The 25,354-nt window shown below is 52.7% G+C and carries 28 protein-coding genes; 20 read left to right on the top strand and 8 right to left on the bottom strand.

What is annotated here, in order from left to right:
* Positions 1–12: 12 nt before the first annotated feature.
* Positions 13–1,101: a DNA polymerase IV gene (gene dinB, locus ACZ2GZ_RS11905; protein WP_251128724.1), complete on the bottom strand. Its 1,089-nt coding sequence runs from the start codon at positions 1,099–1,101 to the stop codon at positions 13–15.
* A 59-nt stretch (positions 1,102–1,160) separates the two neighbouring features.
* Positions 1,161–2,072 carry a magnesium transporter CorA family protein gene (locus ACZ2GZ_RS11900; protein WP_214828011.1) on the bottom strand — a complete coding sequence of 304 codons (912 nt, stop codon included), beginning with the start codon at positions 2,070–2,072 and terminating at the stop codon, positions 1,161–1,163.
* 172 nt (positions 2,073–2,244) lie between these two features.
* On the opposite strand from ACZ2GZ_RS11900, the gene ACZ2GZ_RS11895 reads away from it, so the two are divergent.
* Positions 2,245–3,117, top strand: a complete 873-nt coding sequence (locus ACZ2GZ_RS11895; protein ID WP_470295612.1) for an HD domain-containing protein — start codon at positions 2,245–2,247, stop codon at positions 3,115–3,117.
* 37 nt (positions 3,118–3,154) lie between these two features.
* Here ACZ2GZ_RS11895 and ACZ2GZ_RS11890 read toward each other — a convergent pair whose 3' ends face one another.
* Positions 3,155–4,156 carry a peptidylprolyl isomerase gene (locus ACZ2GZ_RS11890; RefSeq protein ID WP_058765782.1) on the bottom strand — a complete coding sequence of 334 codons (1,002 nt, stop codon included), beginning with the start codon at positions 4,154–4,156 and terminating at the stop codon, positions 3,155–3,157.
* A 151-nt stretch (positions 4,157–4,307) separates the two neighbouring features.
* Here ACZ2GZ_RS11890 and ACZ2GZ_RS11885 point away from each other — a divergent pair, with 151 nt between their 5' ends.
* Positions 4,308–4,646 carry a DUF1878 family protein gene (locus tag ACZ2GZ_RS11885; RefSeq protein WP_021066716.1) on the top strand — a complete coding sequence of 113 codons (339 nt, stop codon included), beginning with the start codon at positions 4,308–4,310 and terminating at the stop codon, positions 4,644–4,646.
* On the opposite strand, the gene ACZ2GZ_RS11880 is transcribed toward ACZ2GZ_RS11885, so the two are convergent.
* Positions 4,630–5,193: an HTH-type transcriptional regulator Hpr gene (locus ACZ2GZ_RS11880; protein ID WP_021066715.1), complete on the bottom strand. Its 564-nt coding sequence runs from the start codon at positions 5,191–5,193 to the stop codon at positions 4,630–4,632. The two genes, ACZ2GZ_RS11885 and ACZ2GZ_RS11880, sit on opposite strands and share 17 nt — an antisense overlap.
* 59 nt (positions 5,194–5,252) lie before the next feature.
* The gene (locus ACZ2GZ_RS11875; RefSeq protein WP_251130754.1) at positions 5,253–5,609 is read right to left on the bottom strand and encodes a hypothetical protein; all 357 of its coding nucleotides are present in this window, start codon (positions 5,607–5,609) and stop codon (positions 5,253–5,255) included.
* Positions 5,610–5,783: 174 nt separating this feature from the next.
* Here ACZ2GZ_RS11875 and ACZ2GZ_RS11870 point away from each other — a divergent pair, with 174 nt between their 5' ends.
* Entirely contained in the window at positions 5,784–6,113 is a 330-nt protein-coding gene (locus ACZ2GZ_RS11870; RefSeq protein WP_470295611.1) for a hypothetical protein, read from the top strand.
* A gap of 54 nt (positions 6,114–6,167) precedes the next feature.
* On the opposite strand, the gene ACZ2GZ_RS11865 is transcribed toward ACZ2GZ_RS11870, so the two are convergent.
* Entirely contained in the window at positions 6,168–6,596 is a 429-nt protein-coding gene (locus ACZ2GZ_RS11865; protein ID WP_214755684.1) for an HIT family protein, read from the bottom strand.
* A 132-nt stretch (positions 6,597–6,728) separates the two neighbouring features.
* Here ACZ2GZ_RS11865 and ACZ2GZ_RS11860 point away from each other — a divergent pair, with 132 nt between their 5' ends.
* Positions 6,729–7,778 carry a hypothetical protein gene (locus ACZ2GZ_RS11860; RefSeq protein WP_131472243.1) on the top strand — a complete coding sequence of 350 codons (1,050 nt, stop codon included), beginning with the start codon at positions 6,729–6,731 and terminating at the stop codon, positions 7,776–7,778.
* Between the two features lie 47 nt (positions 7,779–7,825).
* On the opposite strand, the gene ACZ2GZ_RS11855 is transcribed toward ACZ2GZ_RS11860, so the two are convergent.
* A complete protein-coding gene (locus ACZ2GZ_RS11855) occupies positions 7,826–8,080 on the bottom strand; it encodes a GlsB/YeaQ/YmgE family stress response membrane protein (protein WP_021066710.1) in 255 nt (84 codons plus the stop codon).
* Positions 8,081–8,247: 167 nt separating this feature from the next.
* Here ACZ2GZ_RS11855 and ACZ2GZ_RS11850 point away from each other — a divergent pair, with 167 nt between their 5' ends.
* Together ACZ2GZ_RS11850 and ACZ2GZ_RS11845 are read left to right on the top strand one after the other, a co-directional pair.
* Positions 8,248–8,985, top strand: a complete 738-nt coding sequence (locus tag ACZ2GZ_RS11850; RefSeq protein ID WP_029595973.1) for an ABC transporter ATP-binding protein — start codon at positions 8,248–8,250, stop codon at positions 8,983–8,985.
* Positions 8,982–10,112, top strand: coding sequence for an ABC transporter permease (locus tag ACZ2GZ_RS11845; RefSeq protein ID WP_214755685.1), 1,131 nt, complete (start codon positions 8,982–8,984; stop codon positions 10,110–10,112). Before ACZ2GZ_RS11850 ends, ACZ2GZ_RS11845 begins: the two co-directional genes overlap by 4 nt.
* Before the next feature lie 39 nt (positions 10,113–10,151).
* Here ACZ2GZ_RS11845 and ACZ2GZ_RS11840 read toward each other — a convergent pair whose 3' ends face one another.
* Positions 10,152–11,450: an ammonium transporter gene (locus ACZ2GZ_RS11840; protein ID WP_021066707.1), complete on the bottom strand. Its 1,299-nt coding sequence runs from the start codon at positions 11,448–11,450 to the stop codon at positions 10,152–10,154.
* 128 nt (positions 11,451–11,578) lie between these two features.
* Between ACZ2GZ_RS11840 and ACZ2GZ_RS11835 the strand changes: the two genes are divergently transcribed.
* From ACZ2GZ_RS11835 to ACZ2GZ_RS11770, 14 genes are all read left to right on the top strand, one after another.
* Positions 11,579–11,884 (top strand): MerR family transcriptional regulator, encoded by a 306-nt coding sequence (locus tag ACZ2GZ_RS11835; protein ID WP_021066706.1) that lies wholly within the window; start codon positions 11,579–11,581, stop codon positions 11,882–11,884.
* A gap of 116 nt (positions 11,885–12,000) precedes the next feature.
* Entirely contained in the window at positions 12,001–13,050 is a 1,050-nt protein-coding gene (hemE, locus tag ACZ2GZ_RS11830; RefSeq protein WP_021066705.1) for a uroporphyrinogen decarboxylase, read from the top strand.
* Positions 13,047–13,976 carry a ferrochelatase gene (gene hemH / locus ACZ2GZ_RS11825; protein WP_021066704.1) on the top strand — a complete coding sequence of 310 codons (930 nt, stop codon included), beginning with the start codon at positions 13,047–13,049 and terminating at the stop codon, positions 13,974–13,976. The genes hemE and hemH overlap by 4 nt, the downstream gene beginning before the upstream one ends.
* Positions 13,969–15,354 (top strand): protoporphyrinogen oxidase, encoded by a 1,386-nt coding sequence (hemG, locus tag ACZ2GZ_RS11820; RefSeq protein ID WP_029595969.1) that lies wholly within the window; start codon positions 13,969–13,971, stop codon positions 15,352–15,354. The genes hemH and hemG overlap by 8 nt, the downstream gene beginning before the upstream one ends.
* Before the next feature lie 89 nt (positions 15,355–15,443).
* A complete protein-coding gene (locus ACZ2GZ_RS11815; RefSeq protein ID WP_241764605.1) occupies positions 15,444–16,331 on the top strand; it encodes a Cof-type HAD-IIB family hydrolase in 888 nt (295 codons plus the stop codon).
* 68 nt (positions 16,332–16,399) lie between these two features.
* Positions 16,400–17,389 (top strand): lipoate--protein ligase, encoded by a 990-nt coding sequence (locus ACZ2GZ_RS11810; RefSeq protein ID WP_021066701.1) that lies wholly within the window; start codon positions 16,400–16,402, stop codon positions 17,387–17,389.
* 157 nt (positions 17,390–17,546) lie between these two features.
* Positions 17,547–18,020 carry a PTS sugar transporter subunit IIA gene (locus ACZ2GZ_RS11805; protein ID WP_029595967.1) on the top strand — a complete coding sequence of 158 codons (474 nt, stop codon included), beginning with the start codon at positions 17,547–17,549 and terminating at the stop codon, positions 18,018–18,020.
* Between the two features lie 103 nt (positions 18,021–18,123).
* The gene (locus ACZ2GZ_RS11800; RefSeq protein ID WP_029595966.1) at positions 18,124–19,671 is read left to right on the top strand and encodes a long-chain-fatty-acid--CoA ligase; all 1,548 of its coding nucleotides are present in this window, start codon (positions 18,124–18,126) and stop codon (positions 19,669–19,671) included.
* Between the two features lie 96 nt (positions 19,672–19,767).
* Positions 19,768–20,070 (top strand): metal-sensitive transcriptional regulator, encoded by a 303-nt coding sequence (locus ACZ2GZ_RS11795; RefSeq protein WP_021066698.1) that lies wholly within the window; start codon positions 19,768–19,770, stop codon positions 20,068–20,070.
* A 12-nt stretch (positions 20,071–20,082) separates the two neighbouring features.
* Positions 20,083–22,194 (top strand): heavy metal translocating P-type ATPase, encoded by a 2,112-nt coding sequence (locus ACZ2GZ_RS11790; RefSeq protein ID WP_029595965.1) that lies wholly within the window; start codon positions 20,083–20,085, stop codon positions 22,192–22,194.
* Complete coding sequence (copZ, locus tag ACZ2GZ_RS11785; protein WP_029595964.1) at positions 22,191–22,397, top strand: copper chaperone CopZ; 207 nt, start codon at positions 22,191–22,193, stop codon at positions 22,395–22,397. The genes ACZ2GZ_RS11790 and copZ overlap by 4 nt, the downstream gene beginning before the upstream one ends.
* A gap of 345 nt (positions 22,398–22,742) precedes the next feature.
* On the top strand, positions 22,743–23,405 hold the full coding sequence (locus ACZ2GZ_RS11780; protein WP_029595963.1) for a response regulator transcription factor: 663 nt from the start codon (positions 22,743–22,745) through the stop codon (positions 23,403–23,405).
* A 29-nt stretch (positions 23,406–23,434) separates the two neighbouring features.
* Positions 23,435–24,781: a sensor histidine kinase gene (locus tag ACZ2GZ_RS11775; protein WP_241764604.1), complete on the top strand. Its 1,347-nt coding sequence runs from the start codon at positions 23,435–23,437 to the stop codon at positions 24,779–24,781.
* A 122-nt stretch (positions 24,782–24,903) separates the two neighbouring features.
* Positions 24,904–25,353, top strand: a complete 450-nt coding sequence (locus ACZ2GZ_RS11770) for a competence protein ComK (protein WP_021066693.1) — start codon at positions 24,904–24,906, stop codon at positions 25,351–25,353.
* The last annotated feature ends 1 nt before the right edge of the window (position 25,354 follow it).

Here is a 25,354-nt window from a genome sequence, read left to right as displayed (position 1 = left end):
AATGACCATTCATTATTCAAGCGAAGGTTTCGTCAGCTCCTCGAACGTGAGCTGACGCGCCGTCTCAGTACGGGGAATCAAATCGGACACCGTCATCCCGATCAAGCGGACCGGTTCAGTGATCGCCATCTCGTCGAACAGGCGGCGGGCGAGCCGTTTAATCTCGTCGTGGTCGTGCGTCGGATGGTTCAGTTTGATTTGGTGGCTCCGGGCCTGGAACTCGCTCGTCTTGATTTTAATCGTCACCGTCTGGCAACTGAGTTCGCGTCGGTCGAGTTGATGGAGCACGTCTTCGATTTCCGGGACGACCCGTTCATACACTTCTTCCGGGTCATCGAGGTCGAACGCGAACGTCGTCTCGGAGCCAATCGATTTTTGTTCCCGCGTCGGGACGACGGGACGGTTATCACGACCGGACGCGAGTTCATATAGTTGGCTCCCGCGGTCGAATCCGAAAATGGCCTTCAGTTGTTCAGGTTGCGCACGCTGTAAATCGGCAATCGTATGGTAGCCGTGCTTGAACAGTGTTTGGGCCGTCACTTTACCGACCCCGTGCATCGTCGTGATCGGGAGCGGGGCGAGGAACGACTCGACATCGGCTGCTTCGACGACAGTCAGTCCGTTCGGTTTGTTGAATCCTGAGGCGATCTTGGCCACGAACTTCGACGGGGCGACTCCGGCCGAGGCCGTCAGTCCCGTCCGGCGTTTGATTTCCCCGAGGATATAGCGCGCGATATAAGGGCCGGACGTGCTCATGAGTGTGTTCTCGGTCACATCCAAATAGGCCTCGTCGAGCGAGAGCGGTTCAACGAGCGGCGTGATAGACTTGAAAATCGCCATCACTTGTTGGCTGACGTGCCGATAAACGTGAAAGCGCGGTTTGACGAACGTCGCCTGAGGACAGAGCGCAAACGCACGCCGTGACGACATGGCGCTGTGCACCCCGTATTTTCTCGCCTCATACGAACAGGTGGCGACCACACCACGGCTGTGGGGGGCGCCACCGACGATGACAGGCTTATCACGTAAATCAGGACGGTCCCGCTGTTCGACCGAGGCGTAAAACGCGTCCATATCAACGTGGATAATCAATCGTTCCATGTACATCACCTTTCTATGGCAGCTGCTCCTTTCAGTATACCGAACTTTTGTTCGTTTTTTTACTGTTTTCTCTTTTTCCGTTGTTTTTCTAGACGTTTTTGATTGTGGACTTGATTCGGGAACTGTAAGAGCGAGCCAATCCAATTCTTCCGTTTCAACCACGCATAGACCAAGCCTGTGAAGAGCATGATCATCATCCAGGCGAACACATAACCGAGCGGCCACTTCAGTTCAGGCATCGCTTTGAAGTTCATTCCCCAGATGGCACCGAAGGCGACGACTGGTGTCGTCAATGCCGTGAAGACGGTCAACGCCTTCATAATCTCGTTACCGCGAAAGTTCGACAGCGTCGAGGCGAGGTCGGTTAACGCGATGACATCGGCTTGATAATGTTCGATTAACGTCAAGAGCCGGTCGACCCGGTACGTGGCAAGTCGATAAGCGTTCAACTCGTCCAAGTCGACATCGAGGAACGCCTCACGTCCGGCCATGAGCAACTCACGGTATGGGACAACGGTATCGGACCACCGTTCAATCTCGCTGCGGAGTCCGAAAATCTCATTCATAAATTCGGGAGGGACTTGCCCGCTCATCTCGCGTTGGGTCATCATCAAGCGTTCTTCATACTCATCGATGCCGTGGAAATAATAGTCCATTTTTTCAGAGAGCAGGTCATAGAATGCCTCGATTGGCGAGTCATACTGCTTCGCGGCGACCGTCTCGCAATATAGCTCATCAAACCCGATTGTCCACAGGAAATCTCGGGTCACGAAATAGTGCCCGATTTTTTGTGGTTCGCGTTCCAACTGTTCATAATCGAGCGTGAGCGATCCGTACATATAATCGCGTTCGACGATGATTTTTGTGACTTTCGCCGTCGTCAATTGTTCGAGCCAATACGTGTACGCTTCCTCATAGTGATTGTCGACATGTACAATTTCTTCTGGTCGTGTATACCAATTCCAATTCATCTTCCATTCCCCCAATATGCTTCTCTCTCAAGTATTCCCGCTTTTCTTAGAAAGTTGGCATCTGACCTGAACTTTCGTTAAGATGTAGGTACTGACAAGAAGAGAGGTGCTTTTTTTGACGACTACTAAAATTGGTCAGCTCAAAGTGGGCGACACGTTGAACCAATATGTGATGATTAAACAATCGTATCGAGGACTCGCCGGGAACGGCAAACCATATTTGACGCTCATCCTATGCGATGAGAGCGGAGAGATTGAGACGAAAGTATGGGACAGTGCCGATACGGACAAATATGCGACGAAAAAAATTGTCCATGCTTCCGGGGAAGTGATGGACTACCGTGGCCGGACCCAGTTGAAGTTGAAACAAATCTCCATCATCGAAGGTGAGACGGACATCACGCCATACGTGCGCTCGGCCCCAGTGCCGAAGTCAGAACTCGAGACAGGGATTCGCGGCTATATCGAGGCAATGGAGCACGTGGGGATGAAACAACTCGTGACGGCGCTTGTCGACCGGAACGAGGAAGCTTACTTCACGTATCCGGCAGCGGTGCGCCATCACCATGCGGTCTATTCGGGACTCGCCTTCCACGTCCTGTCGATGCTGAAGCTGGCTGACACGATGTGCGACCTCTATCCGCAATTGAATCGGGACTTGCTCGTCTCGGGCGTCGTGCTCCACGACTTGGCGAAAGTGATCGAGTTATCGGACGCGATCACACCGGAGTATACGCTTGAAGGCAAGCTGCTCGGTCACTTGTCGCTCATGGCATCTGAAATCGAAGTCGTAGCCCGAGAGCTCGGCACCGACCGTGAAGTCGTGACGTTGCTCCAACACCTCGTCCTCAGCCATCACGGGAAACCGGAATGGGGATCGGCGAACGCGCCGCAGCTCCCGGAAGCCGAGATGCTCTTCTTCATCGACAACATCGATGCCCGGATGAACATGTTCGATAAGGCGTTCGAAGGGGTCGAACCTGGTACGTTCACAGAACGGATCATGGCGCTCGATAACCGGGCGTTCTATAAACCGAAGTTATGAAGGCATATAAAAAGACGTCCCGCGGGACGTCTTTTGTTTATTGCTGCTCTGTCGATTCCTCGGCTGGAGCTTCTTCTGTACCTTCTTTTTCCGCTTTGAGAGCGTCTTTCACGGCATCGAACTGTGTCGATGCTTTCGCATCTTTCACATCGACGTTATATTTCTCGATCAACTCGGCATAGATCTTATTCGCGTCGACAGAAGCGGCTTTTTCAGTCGCCAATGCTTCACGGATGCGATCTTTCTCGTCTTCGAGTTTAAGGTCTTTTTCTTTACGGTCCATGACTTTGATGACGTGGAAGCCGAACTGTGACTGAACCGGCTCAGAAACTTTGCCAACGACGTCTTCTTGGAACGCGTACTCTTCAAATTCAGGGACCATGGCGCCGGCTGAGAAGTAACCGAGGTCGCCACCTTTTTCACCAGAACCTGTGTCTGTCGATTTTTCTTTCGCGATGTCAGCGAAGTCGCCACCGTCGTTCAATTCTTTAATGATCGCTTGTGCTTCTTCTTCTGTCTCGACAAGGATATGGCTCGCCTTGACTTCGACGTTTTCTTTCGCGAACTGTGCTTCGATATCTTCGTCTGTGACTTCAACGAGTTCTGATTTCGCAGCATCGACGAGCATTTGACCGCGGAGCGCTTCTTTGAACTCGTCCGTGTTCGTCATGCCGGCTTGTTGAATCGCTTGCTCAAACTCTTCTTTCGAGTTGAACTGCTCTTCGGTCTTGCTGAACTCTTCGTCGACTTTTTCTTGCTCGACTTTATCGCCGTACTCTTTTTCAAGCAATTCGTTCATCGTTTCTTGGAACGCAAGTTGTGGGACCATGCGGTCGTAGCTCATGTCGGCGATTTCGCCGCGCGTCACTTCGCCGCCTTCAAATGAAACAACTGTAGAGTTGTCAGAAGACCCGCCGTTTGTCGCCGCGTACGTGCCGCCGACACCGATGAGAAGTGCAATCGCTGATGCGCCGACGAGGGCGCCTGTTGAAAACTTCTTATTCTGTTTGTTCGGTTCATTCGTCATTCCGTTTGACATATATTCCACCCCTATAAATCTATAAGTTTCTAAATCCGACTATACCACATTTTGTTAATGATAACAGCTGTTCTCTTGCCTGTGTAGTATCATAGCACAGAAACGTGTCGTATAATGATGAAAGAGAATGTGAAATGATGGGGTGGAGAACGTGTCGTTAGAAGAGAAAATCAATCAATTATCGTTTCAAATGGAACTGTTGCTCGGGGCGGTCGATTGGTCGGAACGGCCCTTTGAACATGAGGTGCTCAAGGCAAATCTGACACGGCAAGAAGTCGTTGCGTTTTTCGCGTTGTTGGATGATATCCGAGAACGACAAAACGAGCAAATGCGCTACGGGCTGTCGTCCGTGGAGCCTTTGCTCGTTCATTTCGTCGGGATGCTTCATCCCCATTTAGAGGCCGAGACGATTCTCGCGGCGTGTGTGCGCCAAGGGATGGCGCTAGACGTCACGGAACCGCTGTATCGGCAGGTCAAGCTTCTTTACTGATCTCGTCGTCCTCAGGGCGACGTCCGGCTTCTTCCGTGATCATCTTCGACGTTTCTGCAAAGATGTCCATGAAGTTGTCGCCATACAAGCGGCGAACGATTGCGGTGATGTCCGTCAAGTCCGGGAATTTCCCGTACAATTCTTGGAGCGGGAGCGAGGCGCGGAAGACGCCGTTCTCTTCCGGATCGAACGCATGAATCGTCTCGAGCAAGAGCGCTTCACCTTCAGGCGTCAATTGGACGTACGTATTTCGTTTGTCCGTCTCCTTTTTCGAGAACGTGAGCAAACCGCGGTCTTCTAACTTCTTCGAGAAGTTGAACGCCGTCGATACGTGCATGACCCCATATTTGGCGATCTCTGAGATCGAAGCGCCGCCGAGGGCGTGAGCGATCCATAAAATATGGTGCTCGTTTATGTTCAAATCGAACGGTTTAATCCAATTTTGCCAGTCTTTCTCGACCGTCTTCCACAGTGCCTTACTAAGCTGAATGATTTTATGACTATAGAGCATGGCCTCAGGGCCAGTGAATTCTTTTTCGTGTTCCATGTCGATCCATCCTTTCCGATACAATGTGACTAAAACGACGGGCGATGACGACAGACCGGTCAGTTGGCCTTTTCCGCTTTCGCTTCGGTCGCATCTGACTGTACGTTCGAAAGCTCGTTTAGGTTTCCTTGGATCCGCTCGATTGAAGGCTGAATGTCTTGTTGATAGCGTTCGACTTCGGCTTTCACTTGATTTGTCAATTCTTTTCCTTGTAACTTACCTGCCGCCGCAACTTGCGACGCATCTTTAGCGACTTTTTGGAATTGTTCTTTCAACGTAGTGATTGTAGACGCTCGGTGTTGATTGGCCGCCGCGTCATTCGCCGTTCCACGGGCGAGTTTTTTCACGGTCACAGCTCCTAGAAACGCTACGACAAAGCCGAAAGCAACCCAATCGCGACGATTGTGATTCGACAATACATTCCCCTCCTCGAGCACGCTGATACTAGAATACATTCTTTTCATATTATTTTACCAAAAAAGAGAGATTAAAAACCTATATCTTAAATAAAATTTTTCAGAACATTCAATTTTGACCGAAAAATCATTTTATTTTAAACTGTAGGTAAAGGAAGGTGACCTCCAGTGAATATGCAAAAGCGTTGGGTTGATGACATGTTAGACCTGTATAACGCGGCCAAGCGACTGGGAGATGACCCTTGGGCACAGACAATAATGGAAGCACTCGAGGCGGGATATGAAGCGTCGGAACAGAACGAACAGACGCGGAAACAAACTTTGCTTGAAAAGCGACTGATTGAAATAGACGCCCGTCTAAATTTGTTAAGAAAAGAATTCGAACAAGCGGAATCTGTCAAATCGCGGCAACAGTTATACGAGCAGGCGATTAAATTACAAGTCGAGCGTGCCAAAATCGAAGAGGAGCGGAAACGCCATCTCGATTCAATCAACTCGTCATGAGGCGCAAGACAAAAAATGGACCGGTCGCTCAACAGGCGGCGGTCCATTTGTTCGTTACAGGTTTGCTTTGATGCCTGCGGCGATCGTCTGCATGTCGTCAGATGAGTACGCGTCTTGATGCGTTTCCCACTTGGCGCCAAACCCGTCCGCCTCGCCGTAGCGCGGCAAGAGGTGGATGTGGAAGTGATAGACGGTCTGTCCAGCAATCGCTTCGGCGTTAGACAACACGTTCATCCCGATCGCACCTGTTTCACGCTGAATCGCGTTCGCGACGGCAGGGACGGCTTGGAAGACGTCACGGGCCACGTCGGCCGGCAATTCATAGATGTTACGGGCATGATGTTTCGGAATGACGAGCGTATGCCCTTTCGTGACTTGAGAGATATCGAGGAACGCGACGACGGCTTCATCCTCGTATACCTTATACGACGGGATGTCGTTGTTGACGATTTTACAAAAGATACAGTTGTCCTCAGTGTGCATGCTGACTCCTCCATTCATGAATGACTAATCCATCTCATCATAACATGGAAATTCGGGCGGAAGAACGATTGTCCGGACAGACGATGCCCCTTACACTGAAAACAATAGCAAGTAGAGAGAGGAAGGGAACGGATGGCGTATGTACGATCGAAGAAACCGTCGCGGCGAAGAAATATCTACCTCGGGCTCCTCGTGACGCTCGGTGTCGGCCTCGCGGTCGGTGTTTTCTATCAATGGGGATATAAACCGGCTGCCGCCAACGACAAGATTCACGTTCGCTTCAAGGACGCCTTGTTGACCGAAGACGTCAGCTTCTTCCAGGAGAATGTCGAATATGAATCAGAACCGCTCACGCGAGCTGAGGCGCTCCGGTTCATGGGGTGGTTGAATGAAGAGAAGTCAATCCGCGGTGAGGCCATCTCGGAAGTGGCACAGGACCGGTCGGACCGAGCACAAGGCATGGAGACGGATGGATTGTTCCGGCTCGTCGATACGGGCGAAGGGCGGTTCGGCTTTGCGGATTATCAGATTGAGTTGTTGCCAAAGACGTTGCGTGCTTCGGCAGACGTTCCACTGACGAATATTTGGATCGACGGGGTGCAGGAGGGACGGATTGATGAGGCCGGCGAAGCAGTTGAGATTGTTCGCATGCCGGGCCGCTACGACGTCAAAGCCGTCGCCGTCGTCGATGGGGAAACGGTGACCGAGACCGAGGCCGTGACGTTGACGGAAGATGCGCAACTGGCGTTTGGCTTGTTGCCGGACCAGGACGAGACGGTGGCCGGACAATTCGACCTCGAGCGGGCCGAATTGATTGAAATCGAGGTCGAGGCGCAAACCGGTCATTCGATTGAGACGCTTGAGGCGCTCATGAACAAACGGGAACAGACGGTCGTCGACGAGATCGGTGAACCGATGGAACGGGGCGACGTCTGGCGCTATGATGGGATGGAACTCCGGTTTGTCGACGGCCGGGTCGATCGCATTGATATCGATTTACAGAAGCGGCCCGACGACCTGCTCGCGCTCTTGGGCGAACCGAATGAAAAAGTCGAGACGGACCTCGGCCTCGAATGGCGCTACGACCGGACGTTGCTCGAGTCGATTTTCACGTTCTTGCGCTTACAGAGCGAGAAACGGTTCATCGAGCGGGATGAAGCCATCTATCTCATTTTGACATGACAAAAAAAGGGACCCTCGGCGAGGGTCCCTTTTACGTGAGCCGTAGATTAACGTTTACGGTTCATTGATTTCATAACGAACGATACGATCAAGATCAAGATAATCGCACCGAGAAGTGCTGGGATAATCGCGATGCCGCCAACTGCAGGACCGAAGTCTCCGAAGATGAGGCCACCGAGCCAAGCACCGATGATACCAGCAATGATGTTCCCGATGACGCCACCTGGTACATCCTTACCTAAAATAAGACCTGCTAACCAACCGATAATACCCCCGACGATTAAAGTGATAATCCAACCCATAAAAACATTCTCCTTTCTGTTTTGTCCATTGTTCTCACTAACAATTTTATGGAACAATGGAAGTAATGAATAAGTTTTAAAATGCCTTACAGTTCAGATTATTCCCATGTGACAGCTTTTAAAACATATATCACAAAAAAAAGTTGAAAATGAGGGGTGGAGTTTTCATGTTGCACGTCGACCATTTGAATGGCGGTTATATAGGTAAACAAGTGTTGCACGATATTTCGTTTGATGTAAAAAAAGGTGAGCTCGTCGGGCTGATAGGGCTAAACGGAGCCGGAAAATCGACAACAATCAAACATATTTTAGGATTGCTTGATCCGATTTCAGGATCGGTCGAAGTCGATAGTCAAACACTCAGCTCGTCAGAAAAGAATTATCGTAAGAAAATAAGCTATATACCCGAGACCCCTATTTTGTATGACACGCTGACGTTGCGTGAACATTTGACGTTGATCGGAAAAGCGTATGACATTGATGCGGCAGATTTAACGAACCGGACCGAGCGATTGGCACGAGATATGCGGATGGAGAAGCAACTGGACTGGTTCCCGTCCGTCTTTTCGAAAGGAATGCGTCAAAAAGCGATGATTCTATGTGCGCTCGTGACGAAGTCCCCGCTTCTCATCGTCGATGAACCGTTCGTCGGACTCGATCCACTCGCGATTCGTCAACTATTGCGATTGTTTGACGAGTATAAGGAAGATTGCGCCATCTTAATGTCGACACACATTCTAGAGACGGCCGAGCGCCACTGCGACCGTTTCGTCTTCTTGCACCAAGGGGCGGTCATCGCGACCGGGACGGCCGCGCAACTGCGCGAGACATACGGTCTGCGTCCGGACGCCACGCTCGATGACATCTATGTCGAGGCGATTGAGGCCGAGGAGCGGAAACGATGAACGTATTCAAACAACGATTTGGCGTCTGGGTGGAAGACGTCGTGAAATACAGCCGCTACGTCGCGAACGGTGGCTTGTTATTCACGCTTTATTTCACGCTCATCTACGGGGCGTTCGTGTATAACCAATTTTTGACGGATTTGGACCCGGCTTTTCCGAGTGAATGGATCGTGGCGCTGATTTGGTTGCTCCTTCCGCTCGGTCATCGTCCCCGAACGTTGATTCAAGAAGCGGATCAAGTCTTCCTATTGCCGCGTCTCGGTGAGATTCAAGCGTTCATGACAGGCATCCGCCTGTTCAATGTCGTCTTTGCCGCCGTCCGCGCCATCCTCGTCATGCTTGTCGTGTTGCCGCTGCTCGTCCGGACGCAAGCGCTCACGTCGGTCGAAGTCGGAGCCATCCTCGCCACGAGTGTACTCATTTCAGCCGCGGGTCGTCTCGCCAAGTTGGAGGGGATTAAATACGTCGTCTTGCCGAGCGCACTCGCCAGCGGCTTCCTCGTATTGTTCGGTGTGCCGTTGTTGACGCCAGTGCCCGCACTCGTCCCGTTTGTCCTGCTCCACGTGCGACGGAATCGGCGCATCCCGCTGCTTGACTGGCTCACGCTCGAAGAAAAGAGCAAAGCCCAGTTCAACCGGGTCGTCAGTTGGTTCGTCGATGTGCCGACGATGCGGGAAGACGTGCGGGAACGGTCGTTCATCGTGAGCCTGCTCGAGCGGTCGGTGTTGAAACAGGCCGATGCCGCCCGATACGTGTACGGGCTCCGGGTCATGCGGTCGAACGATTCGCTCGATCTCGTGTTGCGTCTTTCCGTCGTCGCGCTCGTTGTCATGTGGCTCTCGGGTGGATGGTATGTCGGGTTGGTCGTCCCGCTTTTCGTTGGGTTGACGGCGCTCCAGCTCGTGCCATTATTTAAACGGCTCGACACCGTGTCGATGGCGTCGTGGTTGCCAATCACACGTACCGAGCGGCTCGTCGCCTATAAATGGTGGGCGACGCGGCTGTTGTTCGCGCAACTGCTCGCCCTTGGCGTTGCCTCGCTCTTGTTTGGGGCGACGTGGGACGCGCTCGTCGGTCTCGGACTCGCGTACGTGGTCGTCCGATACTACTTGAGTCGATTGACATGAAACAGGGACACCCGCATTGGGTGTCCCTGACTGTTGTCGTTATTTTTTTGGTGACATGACCGATACGCTCGACCCGAGAATTTTCGGGAGACGTGCCGGAGTTTCAGGTTCTGTCTCGACTTCACCGTATGCGGATACACCGTGCTCGGCGATGTCGAGGCCGATATCTTCTTGTTCTTCCGTGACACGAAGACCGATCGTGACGTCGAGGAGTTTCAAGAAGGCGTAGCTACCGCCACCGGCGATGACCATCGCAATCAAGACGCCGAGTGCTTGCACACCGAGTTGAGTCAAGCCGCCGCCGTAGAAGAGGCCGGCCGAACCGATGCCTGTGATCTCGACCAAGCGAGGCGAGGCGAAGAATCCGAGCGCGAGTGTCCCGATGATTCCCGCGACACCGTGCACCGAGAAGGCGCAGAGCGGATCGTCGATATATTTCGCCATGAGGATGCTCGTACCATACGTGGCAATCGAAGCGAGGGCACCGATGACTATGGCGGCCCAAGGTTCGACGAAGGCGCAGGCAGCGGTGATGGCGACGAGTGCCCCGAGGACACCGTTGACGATTGTCGGGATGTCGGCCGTTTTCTTGTGAATCATGACGATGGCGAGAGCGCCGAGAGCGCCGGCAGCCGTGGCGAGCATCGTCGTAAGAGCGACGTAACCGAAGAAGCCGTCCGCGACCGACATCGTCGATCCGGCATTGAAACCGAACCAGCAGAGCCAGAGCACGAGTCCACCGACGACCGTCAAGACGTGGTTATGACCGGCGAGTGATTCCGTTTTACGACGTGGTTTTAAGATGATGGTGGCCATAAGGGCAGCCATTCCGCCTTGAAGGTGGACGACAGCCGAACCGGCGAAGTCTTGCATGCCCATCGTCCCGAGAAGTCCACCAGCCCATACAGAGCGGGCGACGATTGGATACAGGATGGCGACGAAGAAGACGCCGAACAAGACGTATGCAGACAGTTTAGCCCGTTCTGCGAACCCACCCCAGGCGATGGCGAGCGCTACGGCGACGAATGACAACTGGAACAAGAATTTGATGTCGATTGAGACGTTGGCCCAATCGAGGCTCGTGAACGATCCGTTCATGAAGAATCCTTCCGTCCCGAACCAGCGGGTCCCGTCCCCGAATGAGAGGCCGAAGCCGACAGCCCAAAAGGCGAGTGCCGCCACAGAGAGGCTGATGATTTGTTTGACTGCGACGTGCCCGGCGTTTTTAGCCCGGAGCGTCCCCGTCTCGAGCAACCCAAATCCAAGTTGCATCGTCAAGACGAGCAAAGCGGCGATGAGTACGAACAGCGTGTCCATATAATATAAGATGTCTTCCATGTTGCGATCCCTCCTTTTTTTCGATTGGTGATTCAAAAGTTGTTTTCAGTGTAAGACGAAAAATTCGACTTGGATTGCAATTTGTCAGATTATCTGACATATTTTTTTGTGAGGGAGGAGGACGAGCGATGGACTATAAGTCGAAGAAAGTAATTGGAATGGGCGTCATTACTGAACTGACGGGACTTTCGGAGCGACAAGTCCGCTATTATGAGTCAAAAGGGCTCGTCTTTCCAGAACGGACAAAAGGCGGTTCACGTAAATATTCTTTCCATGATGTGGAACGATTAATTGATGTGGCCTCGAAGCTTGAAGACGGCTGGCGGATTCAAGACATTAAAGATCGCGAGAAGCGTTTGTCGACGAAACAGCGTGACGATTTGATTCGTGGTCAGCTCAATTCGGCATTCCGCACGTATCCGCCAAAGAAATGACACAAAGAAAACACAATGAAAATGCTTCACATTAGCATTATTCTAATTAATTTCTGTATAATGTTTTTGAGTTCACATACCTATAGAAGAAGAGTGTAGGAGAATTATAGAGGGGAATGACGCGACGTATGAACGATACTATTTTGAAGGCGTTTAAAGGAGAGGCGACAGACTATGTGCCCGTCTGGTACATGCGCCAAGCCGGACGCTACCAACCAGAATATCGTGAGATCAAAAAAACGAGGACATTATTCGAAATCACGCATGATGCCGAATTGTGTGCCTACGTGACAGAGCTCCCGGTAAAACAACTAGGAGTCGACGCGGCCATTCTGTATAAAGATATTATGACGCCACTCCCGTCGATGGGCGTGGATGTGGAAATCAAGAGCGGCATCGGTCCGGTCATTGATAACCCGTACCGGACGATGGAAGACGTGGAACGCTTAAAACCGCTTAACACGGACGACATCTCGTACGTGTTCGAGACGATCCGTTTGCTTCGGGAACGTTTGGAAGTCCCGCTCATCGGCTTCTCGGGTGCGCCGTTCACACTCGCGAGTTATATGATTGAAGGCGGACCATCGAAGAGTTACCATCGGACGAAAGCGCTCATGTACGCTGAGCCGGACGTATGGAACGCACTTATGGAGAAGCTTGGCGACATGGTCATCACGTATGCGACGGCGCAGGCGGAGGCTGGCATCCAAGCGTTCCAGTTGTTCGACTCATGGGTCGGGACGCTTAGCCGCAAAGATTATGTTCGTTATATTAAACCAACGACAGAACGGATCTTCACCGAGTTGCGCAAGCTCGACATTCCGCTCATCATGCACGGTGTTGGAGCGAGCCATCTCGTTGAAGAGTGGCAAGACCAGCCGCTCGACGTCGTCGGACTCGACTGGCGTCTGTCGATTCAAGAAGCGCGCGACCGCGGCATCACGAAAGCAGTCCAAGGTAACCTTGACCCGTCATTCTTGCTGGCTCCGTGGCCGATCATCGAAGCGAAAGTGAAAGAAATCCTCGATGAGGGGATGAAACAACCTGGATACGTCTTCAACTTGGGACATGGGGTGTTCCCGGAAGTCGATCCGTCTGTGCTCGTCAAATTGACAGCATTTATCCATGACTACTCACGTGAAAAAATGGGAGGCAAATCATTATGAAAACCGTCGGATTACTCGTAATGGCTTATGGGACACCGTACAAACCTGAAGATATCGAGCGCTACTATACGCACATTCGTTATGGCCGCAAGCCTTCACCGGAAGCACTCCAAGACTTGACGGAGCGCTATGAGGCCATCGGTGGCGTGTCGCCGCTCGCGAAAATCACAATCGATCAAGCGGAGACGCTCCGTGACATCTTGAACGAGCGCCACGTGGGCGAAATCGACTTCAAGCTCTATATCGGGCTCAAGCACATCGAACCGTTCGTAGAAGACGCGGTCGCGCAAATGGCGAACGACGGCATCAAAGAAGCGGTCTCGGTCGTATTGGCCCCGCACTACTCGTCATACAGCGTCAAGTCGTACAACGGACGGGCGCATGAAGAAGCCGCGAAATACGGCATCGAGATCCGTTCGGTCGAATCGTGGTACGATGAGCCGAAATTCATCAATTGGTGGGCGGAAGCCATCAAAACGACGTTCGCGAACTTGCCGGTGCCGGCTGAGAAGGCTTGCTTGATCGTCTCGGCGCACAGTCTGCCAGAGAAGATTTTGGCAGGTGGCGACCCGTATCCGGATCAATTGAAAGAAACGGCTGACAAAATCGCCCAAGCGGCGGGCGTACCGAACTATGAGGTCGGTTGGCAGTCGGAAGGCAACACGCCTGACCCGTGGATCGGGCCGGACGTCCAAGATTTGACGGCTGAACTTTATGAAAAGCATGGCTATGAAGCGTTCGTTTACACGCCGGTCGGATTTGTCGCGGATCACCTCGAGGTGCTCTTCGATAACGACGTGGAATGTAAAGTCGTCTGTGACCGCCTCGGCGTTCACTACGCGCGTCCTAACATGCCAAACGCGGAGCGGAGCTTCATTGAAGCCATCGCCGATCGCATGGAAAGCGTGATTGTACATCATGCGTAATGTAACGATTGTCGGTGGTGGGATCACAGGTCTCACCGCCGCTTTTTATGCCGAGCGCTATTTACCGAATGACGTCACGATCAAGCTCGTCGAGACGAGCGGACGGTTAGGCGGAAAAATCGATACGTTTGAAACGGGGGAATTTGCGGTCGAACGAGGGCCCGACTCGTACGTGTTCCGCAAGACAGCGATGACGGATTTGATTCATGACGTCGGTCTCGGTGATGAAATCGTCCGAAACGGGGTTGGTCAAGCGTACGTGCTCCATCATGACGGGCTGCATCCGATTCCGAAACAGACGGTCATGGGCATCCCGCTCGACGTCGATGCGTTCAAGGACACGACACTCTTATCGGACGAAGAACATGCCGCACTCCGGGCGATGCTCTTATCGCCACCGGACGTCGAAGCACCGGAAACGGACGTCTCCCTTGGCTTGTACTTGCGTGAACGGGTCGGGGACCCGATCGTCGACCGGCTGATCGAACCGCTTCTTTCCGGGATTTACGCGGGAGACATCGATCAGATGAGCGCCTTGTCGACGTTCCCACAGTTTATCGAAGGCGAGAAGAAACATGGGAACTTGTATGAAGGGATGCGTCACTTGCGCCCTGAACAACGGGTCGCGGAAGTCGGCGCCAAGAAAGTTGGACAGTTCGCTTCACTCAAACGAGGATTGAAGTCGCTCACTGATCGTCTTGCCGAGCGGCTAGAGCGCACCGAAATCATCTTGAACTGTTCGGTCGAACAAGTCGAGGAGATTGAAGGCGGCTATCGCCTGCTGACGAATCGAGGCGATATCGAGTCCGATCACCTCATCTTGACGGTCCCGCCCCGGCTCATCCGTCAGTTCTTACCGAAAGTCGACAGTAATTTTCTCGCGGATATGAAACCGCACGCGACGGCGACGTGTTCGCTCGTATTCAAAGAAGACGATATCGAGCTGCCGTTCGTCGGGACGGGCTTCGTCACGAGCCAGGAGGCGGATGTGACGATTACGGCGTGCACGTTCATCGACCAAAAATGGCCGCATGCTGTGCCGGAAGGGTATCACGTCCTGCGCGTCTTTCTCGGACGTCCGGGCGCCGATGAGATCGTAGATGCGTCCGATGAGGAGATTGTCGCGACGGCGTTACGTGACCTTGGCGGCTTGATGACGATTAAAGCAGCACCGCTCGAGACGGTCGTCAGCCGGCTCCGGGACGGGTTGCCACCTTACGCCGTCTTCCATTCCGATCGGGTCCGCGCGTTGCGCGCCGAGATGGGCCGCGTCTATCCAGGCATCTTGCTCGCAGGCATCGCCTATGACGGAATCGGCATGCCAGACTGCATCAAGAGCGTCCATGAACAAATCAAAGCGCTCGCAGAAGAAGGGTAAAGATTCGTGAAGGGAGGTGTCGGATTATTCCGATGGCCTCTCTTTTTGTTATAGTTATAAGCGAAACAGAAAAAGAGGAGTGGATGTTGATGACAACGTACAAATTGTTCGTATCCGATATGGATGGCACGATCCTGCACAACCACACGAAAATTGCACCCGAGACGGCAGAAATCGTCCGTGCGGCAGAAGCACAAGGGATTCGCTTTGCGATTGCGACGGGACGCAATTACTTCAACGCGAAAGAGATTCTCGACGAGGTGGGCCTCACGTGCCCGATCGTCTCTTCGAACGGCGGTCGCGTGCTGACGGAAACGGGTGAAGTGCTACATGAAATCGATTTGACGACAGAAGAGGCGCTCGAAGTCGTGTCGGTGTTGCATCAAGACCACAAATATTCGGACGTCTTTTATGAAATGTATTCAGAGGCGGGCCTCGTCGCGAGCCGACTCGATTTGATCGATGCGACGATGGAGAACTTGAAGCAGAACGGCGATGAGCGGTCGCTCGAGATGTATGAGTTCTTCCAAAAACGTTATTACGTCAACGAGGACGTCCGTCTCGTCGAAGACATCGAGGATTTCATCAAGAATGAGGCCGGACGCGTCTATAAATTCATCGCCTTTTCGAGTCATTTCGAGAAGATGTCCTCACTATGGACGGAAATCGATGAGCGCGTGGAAGGCGTTTACGTCACGTCTTCAGGCAATGACAATATCGAAGTCATGGCGAACGGGGCTGATAAAGGGCACGGCGTCAAAAAATTGGCCGAGCATTTCGGCGTCGATTTATCGGAAGTCGTCGTCATCGGGGACAACTTGAACGATGTCCCGATGTTTGAGGTGGCCGGTAAAGCGATCGCGATGGGCAATAGTCACGAAGACTTGATTGCCATTAGCCACCACGTCACAGAGCGTCATGACGAATACGGCGTCGCAAACGCATTGAAGCGCGTCATGAACGGGGAATGGAAGTAAACAAGTTGTAGCGCCGGGCCGCCGTCTCGTATAATACAATTAACGATTATCCTTAGGAGGAACCTACTGTGAAATTTATTTTCAACCCGGATATCCGGGACCCGAAACTCAACTTGGCGGTCGAGGAGTATATCCTCAAACATTTGAACGTCGAGCATGAGGATTATTTCTTGTTCTATATTAACGGCCCGTCGATCATCATCGGCAAGAACCAGAACACATCAGAAGAAGTTAACTTGAAGTATATCGAAGAGAACGGGATTGACGTCGTCCGTCGTTTGTCGGGCGGCGGTGCTGTCTATCATGATGAGGGCAACTTGAACTTCAGTTTCATCACAAAAGATGACGGCAACTCGTTCAACAACTATAAGAAGTTCACGCAACCGATTGTTGACGCCTTGAAGCAACTCGGCGTCGAGGCAGAGTTGACGGGACGTAACGATATCCAAGTCGGCGAACGAAAAATCAGCGGGAACGCCCAGTTCACGACGCGCGGCCGTATGTTCAGCCACGGAACACTCATGTTCAACTCGAACATCGAGGAAGTCGTCAACTCGCTCAACGTCTCGGAAGAGAAGATGCGTTCAAAAGGCATCAAGTCGGTCCGTAGCCGTGTCGCTAACATCACGGAGTTCTTAGAAGAAGAGATGGCGATGGAGCACTTTGTCGAGGCGCTGCTCCATTCCATTTATGACGGACAGGAACCAGAACGTTACGTGCTTCGCGATGAGGACTGGGAAATTGTTCAGGATATCTCGAAAGAGCGCTATGCGAACTGGGACTGGAACTTCGGGAAATCGCCGAAGTTTGATGTCGAGTCGAAACGTCGATTCCCGATCGGTACGATCGACGTCCGCTTGAACGTCAACAAGGGTACAATCACGGAAGCGAAAATCTATGGGGACTTCTTCGGTGTCGGGGATATCCATGACGTCGAACAAGCCCTCGTCGGAACGCGGTTCGAACGCGGCGCGATTCGGGAACAATTGTCACAGCTTGACGTCAAACATTACTTCGGCAACGTCGAGCTCGAAGAACTCGTCGATCTCATTAGCTGAAGCGGGTTTTCATGCAGAAGGGCCTCCCTACAGAGGTCCTTCTTTTTGGCGTTTTCGTGACAGGTTGTCTGGACCGTTGCGTGTCGTTCCGGCGAGGCGTATCATAATCATTGCAAGCGCTTTCGTGAGATGGAGTCAACCAATGGGAGGAAACGATATGTATCGATTTATCACTGAATGGATGGACACGAATTTGATGTGGGTGACGGAGCAACCGACATTTGATCTCGCCGTCCAAGCGATTGGACTTGAACTCGAAGGTCGAGGTATCGTCAATGACACGTTCGCGCGCGTCGTGACGGAGCAAGAGCGGACGATCCCGTCGGGCGTTACCGATGTCGCCGTACCGGTCGCTGTCGTCGATGTACCGCTTCACGTCGCAAAACAAGACGGCATCACCTTGTTGCATCTCAATCAACCGTTTGTGATGCAGACGATTGCGGGAGAGAGTATTCGGGCCGAAGCGATTTTCTTCATCACGGCGACGACGGAAGCGAAACAGTCGGCGCTTCATAAGTTGATGGACGACTTGCTCATGGACGATGAGACGTTACAGGCGCTCGTGCACGTACAGAGCCGGACCGGATTGTATCATTTGCAGACGATGGACTTGAAAGCGTTTTCTTATTGAGGCGTTTCATGTACAATGAAGATAACTGAAAAAGAGCGCGGCTGCCGTGCTCTTTTTTACGGCTCAAAAGTGAATAGTCATTCATTTTCAAAGGGGGATTATCATGGCAAACTTAGTCACGGCACTACAAGGCGTGGTGGCCGCGCATCCGAACAAGGCGGCCTACGTGTTTGGGGAAGACACGGTCAGCTACGGACAGTTCTATGGACAAGTCGAGGCGATGGCGGCGACGCTTGAGCAAAAAGGCATCGGTCCAGGCGACCACGTCGCGCTCGTCCTCGGCAACAGCCCCGCGTTCTTGATTTCGTATTTCGCGGTGCTCGCCCGAGGTGGGGTCGTCATTCCGATCAACCCTACATACACACCGGACGAGATGGCCTACATCTTGCTCGATGGCGACGTAAAGGCGATTGTCGCGTTGTCGCCGCTCGTCGCGCAAGCGGAAGCCGCACTCACGAAATTACCGCAACTCCGACTCGTCATCTCGGTCCCGTATGCAGACGTACCGGCGTTGAAGCGGGATGGGGACATCGAGTTCTTACCGTTCAGCGAGGCGTTCGCGACGACGAAAGTTGAAGTGGTCGAAGTCGATGAGGAAGAGGTCGCTGTCATCCTGTATACGAGCGGGACGACCGGGAAACCGAAAGGCGCCTTGTTGACACATCTCAACTTGTTCTCGAACGCCCATTCGATCGGGGAGTATTTGGAAATCACGCCGGAAGACAAAGCGCTCGCCGCCTTACCGATGTTCCACGTCTTCTGTTTGACGGTCATCGTCAACGCACCGCTCCTGCGCGGGGCGACGATTGTCATCTTGCCAAAATTCTCACCGCAGGACGTGTTCGACCTCGTCCCAAAACATCGCGTCAGCATTTTTGCCGGTGTCCCGACGATGTACAACTTCCTGTTGCAGACGGCGATGAAAGTTCCAGCATACGCTTCGGCGCTCAAGCACGTCCGCGTCTTCGTATCCGGTGGAGCGAGTCTGCCGGTACAGTTGCTCGAATCGTTCGAGCAAAAGTTCGAGTGTAAGATTCTCGAAGGATACGGTCTGTCCGAGGCGTCACCGGTCACGTGTTTCAATCCGCTCCACGGCGAGCGGAAAGCCGGATCGATCGGTCCGTCAATCGTCCACGTCGAGAACAAGGTCGTCGACGAACTCGGCGAAGAGGTCGGGATCGACGAGGTCGGTGAACTGATCGTCCGTGGACCGAACGTGATGAAAGGCTATTATAAACTACCGGAAGAGACGTCGATGACGCTTCGCGACGGGTGGCTCTATACAGGCGACTTGGCGAAACGTGACAAAGACGGTTACTTTTATATCGTCGACCGGAAGAAGGACATGGTCATCGTCGGTGGCTATAACGTCTATCCGCGCGAAGTCGAAGAAGTGCTTTATCAACATCCGGGCATCGTCGAAGCAGCCGTCATCGGGGTACCGGATGCCGAACAAGGGGAAGCGGTCAAAGCGTTCATCGTCACGCGAGACGAACAGGTGACGCTCGACGAGATCCGAGCGTTCGCGGCGACGAAACTGGCGAAGTACAAACAGCCGACGCACATCGAGATCATCGAGGAGCTGCCGCGGAACACGACCGGGAAGATTTTACGGACCGTCTTGAAGAGCGAGCAATTCCAACGCAATTGACGGGAGAGAAGGACGACGAAATCAGTCGTCCTTTTTTTGTTCAAAAGATTTGACACCGTTACCGGGTAGGGGTATATTGGTGGTGAGGTGATAATCATGGAAGAATTCATGCATGACCAACCAATCGTTCCGCGTGAAGACGCAGAACGTGAAGCGCTCAGCAAACGGCTGCGCCGGATCGAAGGACAAGTACGTGGGATTCAAAAGATGGTCGAGAGCGACCGCTACTGCGTCGACATTTTGACCCAGACGTCAGCCATTCAAGCGGCACTCAAACAAGTCGAGATGCAACTGCTCGAACGTCACATGCGTAAATGTTTAGTCCATGCGAGTGAAACGGAAGACATGGACCCGTACATTGACGAATTGATGACAATCGTCAGCCGCATCAAGAAGTAAGGAGGTGTTCCGATGAAAACCGTCGAACTGTCGATTCAAGGGATGACATGCGCCGCATGCTCGGCCCGCATCGAGAAAGTGTTAAATAAAATGGACGGTGTTGAAGCGACCGTCAACTTGCCGCTCGAGACGGCGACGATTCGCGTCGACGACGGCATCACCGAAGACGAACTGATCGCCCGCATCGAAAAAATCGGTTATGGCGCAGAACGAAAGGCGGAACTGACGCCAAAACACGACCTGCGCCCGCTCGAGCGAAAAGTGCTCATCTCGGCGCTGTTGTCGGCACCGCTTCTGCTCGTCATGATTACGCACATCCCGGGTGTGACGTTCCATGCCGATTGGCTCATGAATCCGTGGTGGCAATTCGCGCTCGCCACACCGGTCCAGTTCTGGATCGGGGCCCAGTTTTATAAAGGGGCGTATAAGAGCCTGAAGAGCGGCGCGGCCAACATGGATGTGCTCGTGGCGACAGGGACATCGGCGGCTTACTTTTATTCCGTCTTCGAGATGCTCGTGCATCCGATGCATCCGTCGCTCTATTTTGAGACGAGTGCCGTTTTGATTACGCTCGTATTGCTCGGGAAATGGTTAGAGGCCCGAGCGAAAGAAAAAACGACGGACGCGCTCAAGTCACTTTTATCGTTACAGGCGAAAGAAGCGATTTTACTTGTTGACGGTGTGGAACGGCCAGTCGCGATCGACTTGGTCAAAGCCGGTGACGTCATCGTCGTCCGCCCTGGCGAAAAAGTGCCGGTCGATGGAAAAATCGTCGAAGGTGAGACGGTCATCGATGAGTCGATGTTGACCGGGGAATCAATCCCATCTGAGAAAAGTGTCGGCGCCGATGTTGTCGGCGGAACGATTAACCGCTCGCACCGGGTCTTGATGGTCGCCGAACGTGTTGGCAGCGAGACGATGCTCGCTCAAATTGTTCGTGTTGTTGAACAGGCGCAGACGGACAAAGCCCCGATCCAACGACAAGCGGACCGGATTTCCGGTGTGTTCGTTCCAATCGTCGTCGCCATCAGCGCCTTGACGTTCGCCGTCTGGACGCTTGGCTTCAATGATTTGGACATGGCGATCCGGGCCTCGATCGCCGTTCTCGTTATCGCTTGTCCGTGTGCGCTCGGTCTCGCGACACCGACATCGATCATGGTCGGGACGGGCCGTGCCGCCGAACGTGGTGTCTTGTTCAAAGGTGGCGGTCAGCTCGAATCGTTGAATGGGGTCGATATCGTCGTCTTCGATAAGACGGGGACGCTCACGAAAGGTACGCCGGAAGTCGTGGCGACGTTCGGAGAGACGTCGTTCTTGAAACAAGCCGTCATGGCCGAACGTCAGTCGACGCACCCGCTCGCCGAGGCAATCGGTCGGGGCGAAGGGGACGGTCAGGTCGAACGCGTTGAAGAGTTGGCCGGTCGAGGATTGAAAGCGGTCGTGGATGGGAAACCTCTTCTTATCGGCTCGGTCCGCATGATGCAAGAAGCTGGATTGGCATTACCGGAGTGGGACATGCAGGCGATGACGCCGGTCTATGTGGCCGACGAGTCTGGGGTCGTTGCGGCGTTTGGTCTGCAAGATCGGTTGAAAGACCAAAGCCGTGCCGTCGTCCAACAACTTGCCAAGACGAGACAAGTCTACGTCTTGACCGGTGATCGGAAAGAAGTCGCATTCGACGTCGCCCGTCAACTCGGGATTCCGGAAACGAACGTCATCGCCGAGGTACTGCCCGTCGAGAAGGCGGATCATGTCGAGGCGCTGAAACGCCAGGGCCGTGTGGCCATGGTCGGGGACGGGATGAATGACGCGCCGGCACTTGCTGTCGCTGACGTCGGCATCGCCTTCGGAAGCGGGACGGATATCGCTCTTGAGGCGGCCGATGTCACCGTGATGGGGCAAGATATCGATGGGGTGAACCGTGCCATCGAGATGAGTGCGTTGACGATGCGTAACATTCGTCAAAATTTGTTCTGGGCGCTTGCCTATAACAGTCTCGGTATCCCGGTCGCAGCCGCCGGTTTGCTTGCCCCGTGGATTGCCGGGGCGGCCATGGCGTTCAGTTCGGTCTCGGTCGTCTTGAACGCGTTACGATTGAAAACACAAGGAGGAACATCCAAATGAATGAAACGACATTAAAAGTAGAAGGTATGACATGTAATCACTGCAAGGCGGCGGTCGAAGGCGCCTTGACAGAACTTGAAGGCGTCGAGTCAGCGATCGTCTCGTTACAGGACCATCGGGTCGATGTCATCCACAACGATAAAATTTCAGTGAAAACGATGATCGAAGCCATCGAAGAACAGGGTTACGACGTCAACGCATAATCGAGAGCTCCCGCCTAGCATGGCGGGAGTTTTTTTGTCATGTTCATGCTAAGAAAAGTATGCTATATTATAGGTGATAATGAGAATCGCTATCAGTAGGAAGGTGGAACATGATGGAACTCATGATGATCAGCGGTGTACTGGCCCTCCTTAGTGGCGGCACGGTATTCCTCGCACAACAGATGCGCACTCGGCCGACGCGGTAAGGAAGGGGGAACCCTTCTTTTTTTGTGGGCTTGTTTGCGTGTCGTGAACACATTGAGCGCGGAGGAAACGGCTGCATTCCCATCATTCATCCACAATTGTTTGATATGATAAATAAAAAACGTTGCAGAGGTGACTGGAATGTACACAATCTATTTAGTCGATGATGAAATCAATTTAAATAAGATGCTCGTCACGTATTTAGAGCAAGAAGGGTATCAGGTCCGTTCGTTCACCGACGGGACCTCGGCCCAGGCCGCAATCAAAGACGAACCAGACTTATGGGTGCTCGATATCATGCTCCCGGACCTCGATGGGTTCCAATTACTGAAAGAAATCAAAGCGAAAAACGCGTTCACGCCGACGATTTTCATTTCGGCGCGAGATGAGGATATCGATAAAATCATCGGGCTCGAGATGGGGTCTGACGATTACATCGCCAAACCGTTCTTGCCGCGCGAGCTTGTCATCCGGGTGAAGAAGTTGATTGATCGGGTATACGGTTCAAAATCGAACGAACATATCGAGTATGGGGAATATACGATTTATCCCGAGAAACGTCTCATCCGACACGAACAGGATGAAATCGATTTGACGTCGAAAGAGTTCGACTTATTGCTCCTCTTCCTCGAACACCCGGGTTCGGCATTGTCGCGTGAACAGATTCTCGAAGGCGTCTGGGGCCATGACTATTTCGGTTCGGACCGCGTCGTCGATGATTTGGTGCGGCGCCTGCGGAAGAAATTGCATCGCTTGGAGCTCGAGACGCTTTATGGCGTCGGTTATCGACTCGTTAAGCCATGAAGCTCGATCACCTTCAGCCGAAGCGGCTCATGTGGAAAATCTGGGTGTTGATTCTCCTCATCATCGTGACGCTCGCCTTGATGATTTTATTGACGATTCGTTCCTCAATCACGCAGTTCATCGATGAACAAGTGTATGAGACGTTACAAGATGTCGATTATTACCTGGGTAATACGAACGAGTTGGAAAATATCCCGCAAAATCCGATTGAATATGACCGTCGCCAACAAGAGTCCCGTTCGGTCAACCAGCTCATCTTTCTGCCGAACGGACGAATCATTTATGGGTCGGCCCCACTCGAACTGACGAACCGGATGTATCAAGAGGCGATCGAACAGACGAGCGAGGTCGCTAAATATCAGACGACGATTGACGGAGAGGATGTCTACTATATCATCCGTCAAAACGAATACGACGGAGAGCTCATCTATCAGGCATCTTATGCGTGGGACGCCTATCGCCGTGAGCTCGTCTCGACGCTCTACTGGCGCATCTCGATTTTAATCGGGGTCATCAGCTTGCTGTCGTTGATTCCAGCCTTATGGATGTCGCGTGAGCTGACGAAGCCGATCGTCGAGATGGAACGGGCGGTCGAAAAAATCTCGAACCGTCAATGGGAGACGGTGCTCCCACTCGCCCGTCAAGACGAGCTCGGCCAATTGGCCCGCTCGATTGACGCGATGCGGCAAGAGTTGCAAGAGCAGGACGTGGCCCAACAGGCGTTGCTTCAAAACATCTCCCACGACTTGAAGACGCCGATCATGGTCATCCGTGGTTACGCCCAATCAATCGGGGACGGCATCTATCCGACCGGAGACTTGAAAGGGTCGGCCGAAGTCATTGATGAAGAGGCATCGCGTCTCGAGAAGAAAGTCGTCGATTTGTTGTACGTCACCAAGCTGGAATATTTCAAAGGCCAAGAGATGCGACTTGAACCAATCAATCTTGATAAATTGGTGGAGCTGCTCGTCAGCCGGTTCAAATTGCGTGGCAACTTGGACTGGACGGTCGAAGGACATGCCGGTGAGATGCTCGGTGATGGGGAACAGATTCGCGTCGCGTTCGAGAACGTGCTCGATAACGCCTTGCGCTACGCCGAATCGAGGATTCATATCCGTCTGTCTCACACTGAGGCAGGCGTCGAGATTACGATTGAGAACGATGGTCCACCGGTCGATGAGAACCTCGATTTGTTCCATCAATTCTCACGCGGAAAACAAGGAAAGTTTGGGCTCGGTCTCTTCATCGTTCAACGGATTGTGACGCTCCATGAGGGGACGGTCGCCTTGGGAAATACGAGTGACGGAGTTGCTGTACATTTTCACTTTCCGCCATCGAATTCGAATCCAAAACTAAAGTTAGATTATCGAAATTAAAAAATCAGCCACTCGTTGGCTGATTTTTTTAGTTGGAAATGTTTGAGCTCGATTTGTGGAAACGGTGACTCCTTGGTATGAATGAGAGGTAAGGCAATACATCCATGATGGAGGCAGATCAGATGACTCAGTTGACGAATGAAACAAGAGCTTTGATTCCGGTGTTTAATGAGTACGGGGAGGCGGAGACGCTCGTCTATCAATCCGATGGTGTCCGACGCTTGAAAGGCTCACCCCTTCACTTACTCGAATCCGCCTGTCTGTATTACGGTTCAAGTATCCAAGGACGGATTGAAGCGGCCCGTGACGTACTCGGACCGCACCGGAAAACGCCCGTCATCATGGATTGGCATGCAGATGCCGTATTTTTCCCGACCATTGCCAAAGAAAGCCCCGACTGTGCCTGGATCAACTTCTCTCAAGTCTATGATGCGGAGAAGAGCGGAAAAGGGAGCCGAATTATCTTTCATTCAGGTGAATCGGTCGAAGTGCCGGTGTCGAATCATACCGTCTATAAGCAGAAGCAGCGTTCCATCGAGTTATCGTATTCGTTTCAAAAACGCTTTCACTGAA

It is taken from the genome of Exiguobacterium sp. KKT215, from assembly GCF_055635335.1.
The sequence above is the reverse complement of the archived record's forward strand: the minus strand, read 5'-3'. Positions and strand labels throughout refer to the sequence as shown.